Annotated in this window: 13 protein-coding genes, 1 tRNA gene and 2 pseudogenes; 14 read left to right on the plus strand and 2 right to left on the minus strand. The window is 65.6% G+C overall.

Annotated elements, in window-relative coordinates:
* Window positions 1-79 precede the first annotated feature (79 nt).
* From ACZ4WH_RS19030 to ACZ4WH_RS19045, 4 genes are all read left to right on the plus strand, one after another.
* A complete protein-coding gene (locus tag ACZ4WH_RS19030; protein WP_468181800.1) occupies window positions 80-301 on the plus strand; it encodes a hypothetical protein in 222 nt (73 codons plus the stop codon).
* Between the two features lie 452 nt (window positions 302-753).
* Entirely contained in the window at window positions 754-939 is a 186-nt protein-coding gene (locus ACZ4WH_RS19035; RefSeq protein WP_468181802.1) for a hypothetical protein, read from the plus strand.
* On the plus strand, window positions 936-1,823 hold the full coding sequence (locus ACZ4WH_RS19040) for a hypothetical protein (RefSeq protein WP_468181804.1): 888 nt from the start codon (window positions 936-938) through the stop codon (window positions 1,821-1,823). The genes ACZ4WH_RS19035 and ACZ4WH_RS19040 overlap by 4 nt, the downstream gene beginning before the upstream one ends.
* 119 nt (window positions 1,824-1,942) lie before the next feature.
* On the plus strand, window positions 1,943-5,161 hold the full coding sequence (locus ACZ4WH_RS19045) for a DEAD/DEAH box helicase (RefSeq protein ID WP_468181806.1): 3,219 nt from the start codon (window positions 1,943-1,945) through the stop codon (window positions 5,159-5,161).
* Window positions 5,162-5,516: 355 nt separating this feature from the next.
* Here ACZ4WH_RS19045 and ACZ4WH_RS19050 read toward each other — a convergent pair whose 3' ends face one another.
* The gene (locus tag ACZ4WH_RS19050) at window positions 5,517-6,257 is read right to left on the minus strand and encodes a GntR family transcriptional regulator (protein ID WP_468181808.1); all 741 of its coding nucleotides are present in this window, start codon (window positions 6,255-6,257) and stop codon (window positions 5,517-5,519) included.
* A gap of 201 nt (window positions 6,258-6,458) precedes the next feature.
* On the opposite strand from ACZ4WH_RS19050, the gene ACZ4WH_RS19055 reads away from it, so the two are divergent.
* The 8 genes and pseudogenes from ACZ4WH_RS19055 (at window position 6,459) to ACZ4WH_RS19090 (ending at window position 11,964) form a co-directional block, all read left to right on the plus strand.
* A complete protein-coding gene (locus ACZ4WH_RS19055; protein ID WP_468181810.1) occupies window positions 6,459-6,806 on the plus strand; it encodes an SCO3933 family regulatory protein in 348 nt (115 codons plus the stop codon).
* On the plus strand, window positions 6,806-8,128 hold the full coding sequence (locus tag ACZ4WH_RS19060; RefSeq protein ID WP_468181812.1) for an FtsK/SpoIIIE domain-containing protein: 1,323 nt from the start codon (window positions 6,806-6,808) through the stop codon (window positions 8,126-8,128). Before ACZ4WH_RS19055 ends, ACZ4WH_RS19060 begins: the two co-directional genes overlap by 1 nt.
* A gap of 12 nt (window positions 8,129-8,140) precedes the next feature.
* On the plus strand, window positions 8,141-8,335 hold the full coding sequence (locus ACZ4WH_RS19065; protein ID WP_468181814.1) for a hypothetical protein: 195 nt from the start codon (window positions 8,141-8,143) through the stop codon (window positions 8,333-8,335).
* A gap of 32 nt (window positions 8,336-8,367) precedes the next feature.
* Complete coding sequence (locus ACZ4WH_RS19070) at window positions 8,368-8,658, plus strand: hypothetical protein (RefSeq protein WP_468181816.1); 291 nt, start codon at window positions 8,368-8,370, stop codon at window positions 8,656-8,658.
* Between the two features lie 104 nt (window positions 8,659-8,762).
* On the plus strand, window positions 8,763-9,023 hold the full coding sequence (locus tag ACZ4WH_RS19075; protein WP_468181818.1) for a hypothetical protein: 261 nt from the start codon (window positions 8,763-8,765) through the stop codon (window positions 9,021-9,023).
* Window positions 9,020-10,390 carry a replication initiator gene (locus ACZ4WH_RS19080; protein WP_468181820.1) on the plus strand — a complete coding sequence of 457 codons (1,371 nt, stop codon included), beginning with the start codon at window positions 9,020-9,022 and terminating at the stop codon, window positions 10,388-10,390. Before ACZ4WH_RS19075 ends, ACZ4WH_RS19080 begins: the two co-directional genes overlap by 4 nt.
* The gene (locus ACZ4WH_RS19085) at window positions 10,380-10,592 is read left to right on the plus strand and encodes a helix-turn-helix transcriptional regulator (protein ID WP_398726797.1); all 213 of its coding nucleotides are present in this window, start codon (window positions 10,380-10,382) and stop codon (window positions 10,590-10,592) included. Before ACZ4WH_RS19080 ends, ACZ4WH_RS19085 begins: the two co-directional genes overlap by 11 nt.
* A pseudogene (locus tag ACZ4WH_RS19090) lies at window positions 10,589-11,964 on the plus strand (tyrosine-type recombinase/integrase). Before ACZ4WH_RS19085 ends, ACZ4WH_RS19090 begins: the two are co-directional and overlap by 4 nt.
* Before the next feature lie 257 nt (window positions 11,965-12,221).
* On the opposite strand, the gene ACZ4WH_RS19095 reads toward ACZ4WH_RS19090, so the two are convergent.
* Window positions 12,222-12,293 (minus strand) — tRNA-Arg (locus ACZ4WH_RS19095).
* Between the two features lie 118 nt (window positions 12,294-12,411).
* Between ACZ4WH_RS19095 and ACZ4WH_RS19100 the strand changes: the two are divergent.
* Together ACZ4WH_RS19100 and nrtL are read left to right on the plus strand one after the other, a co-directional pair.
* Window positions 12,412-12,951, plus strand: a pseudogene (locus ACZ4WH_RS19100) (response regulator); the annotation flags it as partial.
* Window positions 12,952-13,436: 485 nt separating this feature from the next.
* Window positions 13,437-14,954: an ArgS-related anticodon-binding protein NrtL gene (gene nrtL / locus ACZ4WH_RS19105; protein WP_468181822.1), complete on the plus strand. Its 1,518-nt coding sequence runs from the start codon at window positions 13,437-13,439 to the stop codon at window positions 14,952-14,954.
* The last annotated feature ends 35 nt before the right edge of the window (window positions 14,955-14,989 follow it).

Consider the following 14,989-nt stretch of genomic DNA (forward strand, 5'->3'; position numbering starts at 1 on the left):
GGCCAAGCGAGCGGAGGACTTGGTCCCCGGAGTGCCTTACGTCCGTGGCTGGGCACGCGCACGACGAAGCGCCGGCACCTTGGCAGATCAGCTCGTGCTGCTCGGGTTGGAATCCGACTTCCCCGGCCTGATGGCTGACGTGAACGTCTCCGGGGACGGGTTGGTGCAGCTTGGGACCGTTCGCCCCGATGCGGCCGAACTGCTGGCGAAGCTGATCACGGCCGGACTGCTTGCGGAGCTGGACGTCCCTGAGAGCGAGAAAAGTGTCTCCCCACGTCGGCGGGAAACGCCGGCGGCCTGAACGGCCCTCGGACGCCGCTTGTTCGCCGTCCGAGCGTACTCCTGTGATCAGCCGGCCCTGCCCCGCACGACATCGCTCCTCGCGCCGTCGTGCGGGGCTACTTGCTGCCCTGGCGCACTTGGTCGGCCTGCCGCTCGGCCGGGACCGGCGCCCCAGCGCCGCAGCCCGGACGAAGCAGCAGGCCGACGTGTGACCTCAGCTTGGGAAGCTAAGGGCATCTGGGGCTTACTCCCAGGGCTGACCTGCGGCGGAGCAGTGTCGGCCCCCGGCGGGCGGTCGATTGGTTCCCCGGTGTTCCCCGTGGTTCCCCGCAGGGTCTGGCACAGATCTGGCACGGGCCCCAGTCCCGCGATCACCAATCACTGTCGTACAGGCAGACCACCAGGCGGTAGCGCGGTACCGTGATTGGTCAGTCACTGTGTGGTCGCGGTGGCCGGTCGAGGAGGGGGACGATGCAGTTCAGCGCCCGTAAGACGATGAACCCAAGCGCTTACCTTGCCCTGATTGAGGCTTTGACTGCGATCTTCTGGAACAAGAAGCCCTTCGAGATGTACGTCAGGGCCATGCTGAAGGATCACAGCGAGCTGCTGACGCGGCTGGACTTCACGGCCACCAAACGCGAGGTGTCGGGCCAGTGACGAGTGCGATGGTTGGCCCTAAAAGTCCACTTGCGCTGATCGATCAAGCACTCGCGCTTCTCGCTGCCGAGGTAGACCTACGCGAGGATCCTGGGGCTCCCACTCATACGGTGATCGTCGCTGACGGCCTGGAAGCTCCCGGGGTGGCTGAATCTCTAGGGCTGTATTTGGTTGGGGCTCTCGCGGGCGCCATACAACAGGATGCAAGCCTGTGCGATGCCATGCTGCCGACCGGACTTGAAGGCCAACGAGAAATTGAACAGGCCGTTCATCGACTGGTAGGCACGAACAACCAATTCATGACACGCTCTGAAATATCGTTTCGCGATACCAAGAGAAACGCTTGGATAGCAGAAGGGGTCATGCATGCCCTGTTGATGGTGAGAGCTCGGTCTGCAAGCGACATGCTGGACGGCCCTGTTCAAGCATTGGCCGATCTTCATACTATCCCGACACAGCAAGGCTTGGATGCGCTAGCGATCTATAGCGACGCCTCGGGCCCAGTCGTCGCAATCGGGGAAAGTAAGGCATCACGCGACGACGGCAGCGCGCAGCTAACTGAGGCAGCGACGATCTTTCGAGATATCGATGAAATGAAGTACGGCCCTGAGTTGAGGGCCAAGCTGGGCGCCCTAAGGCGGGTAATACATCCAGACCTGGCAGATAAGGTCTCCAACGCATTGTGGCTTGAGCATCGATGCTATTTCCCGATGGTAGTGCATGAGACATACTTCGATCTCAAAGCGAAACGTGTCGTATACGGCCGCCTTTTCCCTTCGATAGATCGCAGGCGAGTCATCGGAGTGAAGCTCCGCGACTTCCAGAAGTTCTTCGACGATATATCGGATGCAATGAGAAGTGCGGTCAGGGAAGTGGTTATCTGATGTTCAATAGCGGCATAGATCAAATGCTCTCTAGTCTGCCCACATTGCAAGATCTCGATGCCTCAACAGTCCGCAGAATTCTGACGCGGGCGTGGGCAGACTGTGTTGACAGACGGGACTTGAGCAGGTCAGAGACGCTTGACAGCCTATCGGCATCGGAAGAGCATCAACGGGATTTGAATGATCTGCGCAAGCTTGCAACGGCACTTGAGGCTCACGCGATTTTGAATGAAGAACTGCCGCGCGAGGTGAGGAGGTCTTGTGCGTTTGTCGCCGCCGAAGCGCTGAGTATTGTGGCAGAGGCAGATGCTGAATCCTATGAGCTGAGGGACGCCTGGCTTTTCGGTAATCAAGCAAGGTACACGATCGTCGAGACGGCGCTTCTTTATTTGATCGCCGGATATGATTCAAATGCGGCTCTGACAGAGCAAGGGATTGGGGATATGCTCGCCCCGATCTCCATCATGAGCCTTGCCGAGGAATGGGTTCTTAAGCAAGTTCGATCGCTTCTAACGCTCAGTTCGCCTTCCGCTGACGATTTTCCAATCCTAGAGCCGCATGACCTTGCTCTGAGCGAACGCGCCCGCGCAAACATCCTTCGCACCATTGGAAAATCAGTACGAGATCACGTTCTCTGGCTAACCTACGATGAGTCGGTCAGCAATGACTTAGAAGAATTGCATCAGCTCCTCTACAGAATGGAGCATGACTCAGAAGGACGTCCGATTTCCGCAGGTCATATCGACTTGCATCATCTACTCTTGCTTCTCACTTTTGCCATCGAGGAAACATCGGCACGAGCGCTGAGAAGCGTGCCCCCGCCGGCCGATGATTCAGGAAGGTTTCTGCGGTATCAAAGGTATCGTGCAAAGAATCGTCCTTTGATGTGGCCTGGGGTGCTTGAGTATGCAAATGGGGCCTTTCCGGGACCTCATTCTCACGCTGTTGTATCGGTCCCCACTGGGGCTGGAAAATCAGCCGTTGCTGAGATAGCAATAGCTCAGGCTCTTCGAGATGGATGGGTTCTATATCTGGCACCAACAAACGCCCTCGTTGGTCAGATAAGGCGCGAGATAGGAAAGGTCTTTCGTGCCGACGATGGGGTAAAAGTCAGGGAATTCCTTGGTGGGTCAGAGTATACGGAGCTGACCGGTGAGATGATACGGGATATCGAGGGTCGTTCAATTCTCGTTATGACTCCCGAAAAGTGCTCTCTCGCTCTTCGTCAAGCTCCTGAAATTTTTCTTGACCTCTCCCTATGTATCGTTGACGAAGCGCACATGATCGGAGCGCAAGACTCTCGAGCAATCATTGCCGAGTTGGTGGTCGCTGAAGTTCTACATCGAGCGCCCGATGTCAAAATCCTAATGCTCTCCGCCCTACTCGCGAACCCAGGCGATATTTCGGCCTGGCTGCGAGGTGCCACCGGAAGAGAATCACTCGTAATAAATCCGCCTTGGCGCCCAACAAGGACACTGAGGGCCATTGTAGGCTTCGATGCACATGAAGCTTCGGCATTGGAGAGTGAGGCTAAAAAGGCACTTGAAAAACTGCCGCCCAGGCGAGTCAATTACCCTTTTGACGTCCCTATCTCTTTGCTTGTTGGACTTCAAGGTGCTTGGCAGTCCAACGACCTGTCCGATTACAAGCTCATGCATACGAATGTCAGGGCGGGTTTGATATATAAGCGGGGAGTTGGAACGGTTGATGACAGCTATTGCAATAGAGTAGTCAAGTCACTGTCTCAGGCTCTAGGTGAAAAGAATCAAAGGATTCTAGTATTCCTACCCCGAAGCAGGCATGACAGTTTCTCTTGCGCCTTGCAAATTGACGGCTTCTCAGCAGGTGCGAACGCCTCTGCAGACGCTGATGTCGATGCACTGATGAAACTCGCGGACGCAGAAATTGGAGCTTCATCCTTGCTCCGAGGTGTGCTGTCGAAGGGAGTTGCTGTCCATACCGGTGCCATGCTCAGAGAGGAGCAGCGAGCTAGCGAGATCTCATTCGAGCGAGATCACTCCAGGGTCCTCTTTGCCACCGGAACCCTTGCTCAAGGACTAAATCTTCCTGCCACCACAGTAATCGTTGGCGGAACGCAGATTGGTTGGGACCCTGATGCTGATAGAGAGGAACAAGACAGGCGTGCGCAGGCGCAGCTGCTGAATGCGATCGGGCGGGCAGGCCGAGCCCAGGTTTCGTCGAGGTCGTTGGCCATCGTCGTACCCAACCGTGGACTTGTATTCGGGCGCAACGTAAACATAAACCAGGCTATCGGAAAGGCTAGATTTCTAGCCAAGGAGGATGCGTCCAGTGAAATAAAAAGTCAACTTGACGGGATTATCACGGGTTCGTTGGACGGGACTCTCAACATCGGAGAAATGACGGCGGCGGAACAGGCTGCCTTCACCTTCTTGTCCTTTGCGGGTAACCGAGATGATGCACGAGGTGTGATCAAAAAAAGCTGGGGAGCCTATCGAGCCAATGCTGCAGACCGGGCGTCCGATGTCGCAGAATCCTTGGAGTATATAGGGGCTAGCTTTCTGCGCTCAACTGAATCTCCTGAGTGGGTCGCTCTGGCTGCGCATCGTGCTGGAATCCCGCTAGCGGAATGCGTGTTCATCTACAAGGAATTGCGGCAGCGGCTCGAAGAAATGGGGCCCCCTCAAGACGTTTCAGAGTGGGCTTCAGATCTTCTCGGCATCCTTGAAGGGGCCGATTTCCATTCCTTGCATTTCTTGAAGCGGGAGGATTACGGCGGGACGATACTTAAAGACCTATGGGCTGATGCAGAAACATCTCGTACTGAAGCATGGCAGGTCTTTCACGCTGTACTTCAAAAATGGATGGAGGGGGCACCGCTACTAGACATCGCTAGTATTGCGACAGGCAAAGATGCTCGGGGAAAGAATGGGCGTGGGCAGGCCGATCCACTGCCAAAGATGATCCGCATCGTAAATGATGGGTTCGGGTACAGCTTGACATCTTTGGCGGGTGCGATCGCGGCTGTTGTGGCTGCCGGCCGTGAAGAAGAAGCAGAGGGACCTTGGGGCCTCGACGAACAAAGTCTCCGATCTTTGAATCTGCTTCCCTTCGCTATTCGCTTTGGTGTCGATGGCCCGGTTCCCATCGCTTGGATGCGTGCCGGGGCGCGGCCGCGAGTGCTAGCTCACAAATTGAGTAACCTGGCGCTCTTGCCTGACTTCACAGACGATGAAGAGTTGCGCAGAATAGCGGCCAGGATGCTTTCCAGGTATCCGGAGTCCATCCTGGCTAGTGTGGATTCTGTAGAAGATACAGAGCTAATACTGGCCATGCTGGCGGCGCGGAAGATTACTTGAGGTCGGTGGAGCGGGTTTGGGGTGGCGCTGCTTTGGCGCGAGTGATCATGGCCCCGTAAGCTTGCGGCGCGTCGGGCAGTCTGTGGACCTGCCCGGTAAAGCACGACGTTGGGGCCGTGATCTTCGAGGCTCGCGCCAAAGTGGCTCCGTAAAGCCGTGGAGCCGACCGCCCCAGCCACGACGTACCCCTTCTCTGGTGTCAGGCGGCTGAACGCTTAGAGCGCGGCACGGGCGTCGGCCGGGCTGGAGGGGGGCGGAGACAGGAGCGCAGGCCCGGCCGGGGGCCGGGCCGCGCGCGGTGAGCGGAGCGAGCCGCCTTGATGACGTAGAGAAAGTCTGAGCCAACCGGCCTGAGCTACAGCCGGAACGACAGCTCCAACTCGTCGCCCGGGAGGTGGAACTCCTCCAGGGCGAGGGGCTTGTCTGACTCGGTGAGGGTGACGCGGATGATGTGGAGGAGCGGGACCCCGTCGGCCAGCCGTAGCGCCTGAGCCTGGTCGGGCAGGGGCATGCGGGTGCGGACGTACTCCGTGAAGTGGAGCTCGTGACCCAGGTCGGTGAGTGCGGTGTAGAGCTCAGGCGCTGGCGGTGGGGCCTCTTCCTCGTACTTCGTGTCGATCAGTACCGAAAACGGGATGTACGTCCGGTGGAGTTGGCGCAGGCGGCCGTGGTCTGCGGTCTGTAGGGCGTCATACGTGAACATCGGCTCGCCTGGGGGGATGCGGAGCAGGTCCGCGAGGGCAAGCGGAGCATCGGTGCGAGTGGCTACTGGCGGCTCGGCGTCCGTCCAGGTGATGCCGTCTGCCTCGACGTAGCGGCCCTCCGCGGTCCGGCGTACGCCGCGCGGGCGCGTGTGGCTGGGACGGCTGTGCGGGGAGCGGGCGAAGGTGCCGCGGCCCATGATGGCTTCGACGAGGCCCGACGCCCTGAGTTCGCTGAGGCCCTGACGGACCGTGGGGCGCGTCACGCCGAACTGCTTGGCCAACGCCTCCTCTGACGGGAGTGGTTGGCCGGCCGGGAACGTGCCGTCCAAGATGCCATCGCGCAGGTAGTCGGCGATCTGCCGGTACTTCGGCTGCGTGCCCTTCGGCGGCATGCGGGCCCTCCATGGCCGTGGTCTCTGCGGCTGTTCGTCCTCGTAGACGACGTGCCCACGTTCGTGGACAGCTTCCCCTATCGCGAGTCGGTTGACAACCCGTACTACGGGTGGCCACTCTTGTACTCGGCACCCGTATTACGGGTTGTCTAGCAACCTGAAGGATGGCCTTCAGGTGACAGAGATAAGGAGATCCGAACAGTGGCAAGCCTTCCGATCGACACCGCGAAGTTCACGGGGATCATCTGTGCCGTGCCCCCGGCTCCGCGGGTCGCCAGCCGTGAGACCGGTCAGCTCCGCGTGGACCGAGAAACCGGCAAGACCGTGTACCAGGTCGGTCTCTGTCTGATGGCTGGTGCGTCGGCCGACGTCGTGACCGTGAGCGTGGCCGGTGAGCCGGCCGGGGTGCAGCTCGGCATGCCGGTGGCCGTGCGGGACCTGGTCGCCACCCCGTGGGAGAACGAGGGGCGGCACGGCATCGCGTTTCGGGCAGCAGAGATCCGGCCCCTGAGCGCTCCCGCTTCGGCGGGTAAGGGGGCCGGGCAGTGATGACTGTGGCCTCCTCCACCACTTCGGCCGGTGTGATCGGGCCGAGTTGGGCTCTGGTGGTGGCCGCAGTGCTGGTGTCGGGCTTGCTTCTTGGGGGCCCGGCCCTGCGCCGTCGCTACCCCGTGGCCTGGTGGCTGTTACTCGGCTTCCCGGCCGTGGTCCTCCGGGTTATCCACACCTGGCGGCCCCTGATGGCCGGATGCGGGCTCGCCTTGAGCCGTCGGCCGGCGCTGACGGTCGTCTCCGGGCTCGTTGGCAAGGGAGCGCCGCCGCCCCAACCTCGCGTACCTCGCTGTGGCCTCATACGGCCTACCTCCCGCGGCTTCCTGCTCCTGGTGCGGCTGTTACCCGGACAGGTACCGGAGGACTTCGTCAAGGCTGCGCCCGCCCTGGCGGAGGGGTGGCAAGTGCATGCGGTGCGCGTGACCTCCTGGAAGCCGGGAGTCGTACGAATCGTCGCCTCGGCGGCTGACCCGTTGGCCGCGCCTCGCGTGCCGAAGCAGCGGGGTCCCGGTCATCTGCTGCGCGTGACCGTGGGCGTGCTGGAGACCGGCGCCGCGTGGGTGCTCGACCTGCGGCGCGTGCCGCACTGGCTCATCGTCGGGGCCACCCGGTCAGGCAAGTCCACGCTCATCAACGCACTCGTTGCGGGCCTCGCTCCGCAACCCGTCGCCTTGGTCGGCATCGACTGCAAGGGCGGCATGGAACTGTCGCTCTACGAACCGCGGTTGTCCGCCCTCGCGACCAACCGGGAGCAAGCTGTCCGGCTGCTGGCGGCCCTCGTGGACATGACCCTCGACCGCATGACCGTCTGCCGGGCGGCTCGGGTCCGGAACATCTGGGGTCTGCCGGACAAGGAACGCCCGGTACCCGTCGTGGTGATCGTCGACGAGATCGCGGAACTGTTCCTCGTCGCGAGCCGGAACGAGAAGGACGAAGCGCAGGCTGCCGGAACTGCACTGATCCGGCTGGCCCAACTGGGAGCGGCTCTCGGGGTCTTCCTCGTCGTCGCCGGCCAACGCGTCGGGTCCGACCTGGGGCCTGGTGTCACCGCGCTGCGGGCACAGCTCGGCGGACGGGTGTGTCATCGGGTTGCCGATCCCGGCACGGCGGAAATGGCGCTCGGAGATCTGAACCCCGATGCGCTGAAGGCGGCGCAGGCCATCACCCCGGAACAGGCCGGTACGGCCGTCCTCGCCTCCGGTGACGGCTGGGAACGCGCCCGGTCCCACTTGATCACGGAGTCAGAGGCGGAAGCCGTCGCCGCCGAGTACGCGCACCTGACTCCTGCCCTGTCCGAACTGCACGTCGAAGCGCCGTGAAAGGGGACTGCCGTGCTGGTGTCCATGTCCGCCGTACTGCTGCTCGGGCTGCTGATCTGGTTCCTCCTGCGCATCCGCTACCTGAGGTGGGCCGACGCGCTGATCTGCGGGGCCTTCGGCTTCCTGCTCTCCCGGACCGTGGCCGCGCCGCTCGTTCAAGTCTTCCTCGACGGCGTGAACGGCTTCCTCGGCCAGCTCCGCTTCTGAACACACCCGCTCTCCAGAGAAGGGAACTCTCTGTGTCCAACTACGTGATCCGCTCCGGTGACCGCATCGCCTTCCTGGCCGGTCTGCGGGAGCTGGTCGACTTCTTGACCGCCAACCCGGCCGTCGTCGTGCCGCGTCACGCGTCCGTCATCGTCCTGGTCGACGCTGCTGACCCTGCTGCCCGCCGAGCTGGGGTGGAGACCGTCGCCGCTCCGCTCGGCGTGCCGACGGAGGACATCGGCCTGGGCTACTTCGACGCACGCCGCGACTTCGGCCCGGTCTCGTTCGGCGTCGTCGGTGTGCCGCCCGAGGACCGGCAGTGATCGCCTGTACGACGGGCTCCCGACGGGGCGCGAAGTCGCCAAACCCGACCCCGTCAGGAACCCACTCCATCCGCCACGTGAGCAGTGAAAGGAGCACTCACACTTTGTCCACCGCGCATCATTCGCGCAAATCCCCGCCGCCCGACTGCGAACTCAGCCAGCGTGACGCGCAGGTCTCGACCTGCGACGGGCGGGAACAGATCGTCCTCGTCGGCCTCGACGGAGCCGAGCAGCGCCTGTGCCCTGCGCACGCTGCCGCGCTCTGGCTCACGGACCCGACGCTCCGCTTCAGCGCCAAGACCCGGCCGGAGGGAATCTCGACCGCGATGAGGCAGGCGTTCGGGCGCGGGGGTGGTCGCCGATGACCACGGCGATTGCGGCCGGCGCTGCCGCGCTGGTCACCCGGGCGGCGGAGCCGGACTTCGCCGCCTGGCGCCGGAACATCGTCCGCCTCGGTGGCTGCACCAATCCCATCCATCTGGTCGGTGCGGCAACCGTCTACGACACGACGACCGGCGCGGCTCTCCTCTCCTACGGTTCGGACGTCTACGGCGGTCGCCTGCTCACCTCGTGCGGCAACCGGCGGGCGACGGTCTGCCCGGCCTGCTCGGGCGTGTACCGGGCGGACACGTACCAACTCGTCCGGGCCGGCCTCGTCGGAGGCAAGAGCATCCCGGAGGCGGTGAGCGGGCATCCGCGCGTGTTCGCCACGCTCACCGCTCCCAGCTTCGGCCTGGTCCACACGCGCCGTGAGCGAGACGGGAGCGTGCGGGCCTGTCGACCTCGCCGAGCGGGGGAGTGCTGCCCCCACGGGACTCCGACCGGATGCCGGGAGCGGCACCCGGCGGATGATCCCCGCCTCGGTGAACCGCTCTGCCCGCGCTGCTACGACTACGCGGGGGCCGTGCTCTGGCACGCGTTCGCCGGTCGGCTCTGGCACCGGTTCGGGCTGGAGCTCCGGCGGGAGGTCGCCCGGCGGGCCGGGCTCTCGTGGACAGAGTTCGGGGAGGTCGCCCGGCTCTCGTACGCGAAAGTCGCCGAGTACCAGCGGCGGGGCCTGGTCCACTTCCATGCCGTGATCAGGCTCGACGGTCCGGACGGGCCCGGCTCGGTCCCGCCGGGCTGGGCAACCGTGCCGCTCCTGGTGGACGCGGTGCGGGGCGTGGTCGGTCGAGTGCGGCTGACCGCTCCGGGCGCGAACGTCGTCGGTCCGCGGGTGCTGCGCTTCGGACCGCAGGTCGACGTACGGCCGGTCACCTCGTACCGGCGGGATGCGGGGGAGCGGCCTGCTTCTGCGGGGGCTGTGGCGGGCTACATCGCCAAGTACGCCACCAAGGGGGCAGAGTCCGCCGGCGCGGTGGACGGCCGCATTCACCACGCGCGGGACATGGTCATGCTGCCGGTGCGCGCGCATGTGCTGCGCATGATTGGTACGTGCTGGTGGCTCGGCGGTCTGCCGGAGTTCGAGCCGCTCGGGCTGCGTCGCTGGGCCCACATGCTCGGGTACGGCGGCCACTTCTCGACCAAGTCACGTCGGTACTCGACCACGCTGACCGCGCTCCGGCGGGCCCGTGCCGACCACCGTGCGGAGCAGCAGCGGGCCTCCCTCGGCCTGACCGACCACCCCACGGTCACGGTCGGCGAGTGGCGTTACGCCGGGCGCGGCTACTCGCCGGAAGCAGCTCTCCTGGCTGCCTCGGTGCGGGAGGGCGGTGGTCTCCATGGCGCGTGAGAGCCGTGCGAAGACGACCGAACTCCTCACGGTGCGGCAGGTGCTCGACGAACTGGGCGGCATTTCTCGGCGGACCTTCTACCGGTGGCGGGAACTGCGGCTCGCTCCCGCCTGCATCCGGTTGCCGAACGGGGAGCTGCGGATTCGTCGGGACGTGCTCAACGAGTGGTTGGAGGAGCGGGCTGAGGGGGCGGCATCGTGAAGTCGTACAAGGTGGTCGTCTGGAAGCTCAGCGTCAACCGCTCGGCGAAGAAGCCCACCCATCTCGTCCGCTGGACTGTGGACGGCCAGCCGTTCCACGAGTCCTACAAGACCAAAGCCCTGGCCGACCGTTTCCGGTCTCAGTTACTGAGGGCTGCGGACAAGGGCGAGCCCTTCGACACCGTGACCGGCCTGCCCGACTCGCTGCGCGGTGGCAAAGCTGCCCTGTCGTTCCTGGACCTGGCGGTGAAGTACGTGGACGCCCGGTGGGCGGAGGCGTCGGCCAAGCAACGGGACAGCATGACGGACGCGCTGGCGACGGTCGTTCCCGTCCTGGTCAAGCCGGGGCGGGGTCGGCCTGGCCCTGAGGTACTGCGGCGGGCGCTGCGCTCGTACGTCCTACCGGTTCCTCGCCGAGAGCGGGAGCGGCCGGAGGAGATCGCCGCGGCGGTGAAGTGGGTCGAGAAGGCGTCTCTGCCGGTGGCCGAACTGCAAGAGATCACCAGGGTGCATGACCTGATCGATGCGCTGGGTCGAAGGCTGGACGGCAAGCCTGCGGCGACGCAGACGTACCGGCGGCGGCGCGCCGTGGTCTTCAACGTGCTCGAATACGCGGTGGAGCTGGAGCTTCTTCCCTCTAACCCGCTGAGCCGGGTCCGGCGCAAGCGGGGGAAGCGGGCGTTGCAGGAGGTTGACCGCCGAGTGGTGGTCAACCCTCGGCAGGCTCGGGAGCTTATGACCGCACTCACGTACGTGGGCGGCTACGAGCGGGCGAGCGGGCGGCGGCTCCGTGCGTTCTTCGGGTGCCTCTACTACGCGGCCATGCGGCCGGGGGAGGCGCTCGGTCTTCGCCGGTCCGACTGCACGCTTCCCGAGTCGGGCTGGGGCCGTATCGAGCTGGCGGAGACCCGTCCCACGGCGGGTAAGGCATGGACGGATTCCGGTGAGGCGCACGACCGGCGTGGCCTGAAGCAGCGGGCACACGGTGAGGTGCGCATTGTGCCGATTCCGCCTCCGCTGGTGCGGTTGCTCCGCGAGCATCTCAGGGAGTTCGGCACGGCGAAGGACGGCCGGCTGTTCGCCAGCGAGCGGGGCAACGTGATCGCTGCCTCGTCGTACTCCCGGGCCTGGAAGCAGGCTCGGGAACTGGCGCTCGTGCCGGACCAGGTGGCCTCGGTTCTGGCCTTCCGGCCGTACGACCTCAGGGAGTTTCCCAGTGGCTGAACTCGGGTGTGCCGGCTCCGGAGGTCGCCGCTCGGGCAGGCCACTCGGTGGACGTCCTGCTGAAGATCTACGCCAAGTGCATCGACGGTCAGGAGCAGGAGATGAACGACCGGATCATGCAGGGTCTCGGGGAGGAGACCACGAACTGACACAACAACTGCTCGACTAGGGGAGCCCCGGACTACCGGTCCGGGGCTTCGGCCTGTCCACAGGTGGTCCACGCGGCTACGCTCGGAGGGGCGCGAGACGCCATCTGACCTGCGGCGAAGCCGATCAAGATCATTACGTCGTCATTACGTGATCACTGGCAAACGGCTGCTTCCGGCGGCATCCGCCTGCGCATACGCGAAGACCCCGCACTCAGCTAACTCGCTGGTGGCGGGGTCTTTAGGCACTTCATGCGAAGTGCCCCCGGCAGGATTCGAACCTGCGCACACGGCTCCGGAGGCCGTTGCTCTATCCCCTGAGCTACGGGGGCGTGTCGGGCGCTGAGCTTCTTGCTTGCGGCGACGGGTAGAACATTAGCAGGTCCGGCGGGGTGATCAGGAACCCGTTTCCCCGGGTGGGGGTCGGCGGGTCCCCTGTACGGGGTGGAAGTGGGGAAAACCCGGACGCGGTGGCCGGTCCGGACCTACTCTCGACTTGTGCCAGGCGCTTCGGGTCGGGTGCTTGTTGTGGACGACAACAAGGTCATCCGGCAGCTGATCAGGGTCAACCTCGAACTGGAAGGGCTAGAGGTCGTGACCGCGGCCGATGGTGCCGAGTGTCTGGACGTGGTGCACGAGGTGCGGCCCGACGTCGTGACGCTCGACGTCGTCATGCCCCGGCTGGACGGCCTCCGCACCGCCGCTCGCCTCCGGGCCGATCCCCGTACGCACCACCTCCCCCTCGCCATCATCAGCGCGTGTACGCAGTACGAGGTCGAGACCGGCCTCGATGTCGGCGTGGACGCCTTCCTCGCCAAGCCCTTTGAGCCCGCCGAGCTGGTACGGCTCGTGAAGCAGCTCATGGAGCGGCGGATCGGGCCCGGGAGCGATGAAGGACGCGAGGGATCTGGCGGGCCTGAGGGCTTCGGGGGAGATGGTGGGGGAGACCGCAGCGGTGGAGATCCCGGTGGGGGAGGTCCCGGTGGCGGAGATCGGGGTGGGGGTGGTGAGGGGGAGATCGATCGTGACGGGGGCTCGCCTGCTCACGGCGTCGCCTCCGCTCATGGAGCCACCTCGGATCATGGGGCCGCCTCGGCTCGTGGGGCCGCCTCCGCTCATGGAGCCACCTCGGATCATGGGGCTGCCTCGGCTCACGGCTCCGCCTCGGCTGATGGGGCCGCCTCGGCTCACGGCTCCGCCTCCGCTCACGGCTCCGCCTCCGCTCACGGCTGCGCTTCGGATCATGGCGTCACCTCCGCTCACGGAGCCACCCCCGCTCACCGACCCACCCCCCGCCCCCCGTCCTCCGATGATTCCGGGAGCGTCAGTGGTTCCGGTGTGTCCGACCGTCGGGGCTTTCGTGACGGTGGTCTCTCCGATGGGGTGGCGGGTGGGATGTCCTTCGGAGGGTAGGTCGGCCGGTGGTGGGATAACCGCCTCGCATACCCACCCCACTCCTCCCCTACGCTTGTCCCGTGACCCCCGTCGAGCTCTCCGGCACCGTGCTGCACGCGGTGCGTCGTGCTGTCGATGACGGGGAGCTGAATGTGACCGTGCCCGAGCGGGCCGTGGTGACCGAGCCGGGGCCCGGGGGATGCGGGGACTTCGCCACCACCATCGCGCTCCAGCTCGCCCGGCCGGCCGGGCAGCCGGCGCTGCGCGTCGCCGAGATTCTGCGCGCCCGGCTCGCCGAGGCCGACGGCATCCGGGACGTCGTCGTCACCGGGCCCGGGTTCCTCAACATCAGCCTCGACGAGCAGGTCGATCCCGTCGCCGGGCTGGTCCGGGAGATCCGGGAGAAGGGCGCCCGGTACGGATACGGGGACGCCCTCGCCGGGCAGGTCGTCGCGCTGCGCGTGCCCTACGAGGTGCGGGCCGAGGTCGTCGCCGACGCCGTCGTACGCCTCGTGGGGACCCAGGGCGGGCGCGCCACCGTCGAGCACGGTGAGCCCGTCAATCTACGGCCCGTGCCCGCGCCGGAGGACCCCGCCCCGCTCGGGCCCGACGCCGCCCAGTGGGCCCTCCTTTACCCCGCCCCGCACGACCGGCCCCGCATCACCGCCGATCACCTGCTCCAGCGGGAGAGCAATCCGCTGTTCCGTGTGCGGTACGCCCACGCCCGCATCCGCGCCCTCAGTCGCAACGCCGCCCGCCTCGGCTTCTCCGCCGAGCCCGGCCCGATCGGAATCGTCGCGCATCCCGGTGTCGGCCCCCTCGGCCCCTTCGGCACCCGTGCACATGGTGGTCCTCGCCGTCCGGGGGTTCCCGCGGAGGCTGACGCCGACCCCTTCGGGACCTCCGCGAGCGCCGGTGGCCGCAGCCTTCTCGGGGGCCTCGCGCATGCCGATGCCGGCCCCCTCGTCACCCCCGGGAACGCCGACACCGGCCTCCTCGCCTCCGCGAACGCCGACGGCGCCCCCCTCGCCACCCCCGGGAACGCCGACACCGGCCTCCTCGCCTCCGCGAACGCCGACGGCGCCCCCCTCGTCACCCCCGGGAACGCCGACACCGGCTTCCTCGCCTCCGCGAACACCGGCGCCGCCCCCCTCGCCACCCCCCTAACCACCTCCGCGATCCCCACCCCCCTCGCGCCCCTCACCCCGCCCGGCGCCACCCCCCTCGACCCCCGCGCAAACACCTCCGCCGACGCCCCCGCCCTCGCAAACCCCCACACCGCCGTCAGCCCCGAAAGCCCCCACACCACGCCGGCCCCTAAGACCCTCACCACCCACCCCACCCCCCTCCTAACCCCCCTAGCCGCCCACCCCCGCATCCTCGCCGTGGCCGCCACCCGTCGTGCCCCGGATCGGCTTGCCCGGCATCTCGTCACCGTCGCCGATGCCGTGCTGGCTCTGTTGCCTTCCGTGCTTCCCGTCGGCGAGGAGAAACCCTCGGCCGCCCACCGTGCCCGGCTGGCCCTCGCCGAAGCTGCCGGGACGGTGCTGGCCGGCGGCCTGTCCCTGCTCGGCATCGACGCACCCGAACACCTCTGAGGCGCGCGAGCAGATGCGCCCCGGAGAGAGACAGA

Source organism: Streptomyces sp. NPDC029138 (genome assembly GCF_055564375.1).

Excerpts from the sequence above, each read along its gene's own strand:
- ACZ4WH_RS19050 (WP_468181808.1), bottom strand. The coding sequence starts at position 6,257 with ATGCCGCCGAAGGGCACGCAGCCGAAGTACCGGCAGATCGCCGACTAC.
- ACZ4WH_RS19085 (WP_398726797.1), top strand. The coding sequence starts at position 10,380 with ATGGCGCGTGAGAGCCGTGCGAAGACGACCGAACTCCTCACGGTGCGG.
- ACZ4WH_RS19080 (WP_468181820.1), top strand. The coding sequence starts at position 9,020 with ATGACCACGGCGATTGCGGCCGGCGCTGCCGCGCTGGTCACCCGGGCG.
- ACZ4WH_RS19035 (WP_468181802.1), top strand. The coding sequence starts at position 754 with ATGCAGTTCAGCGCCCGTAAGACGATGAACCCAAGCGCTTACCTTGCC.
- ACZ4WH_RS19060 (WP_468181812.1), top strand. The coding sequence starts at position 6,806 with ATGACTGTGGCCTCCTCCACCACTTCGGCCGGTGTGATCGGGCCGAGT.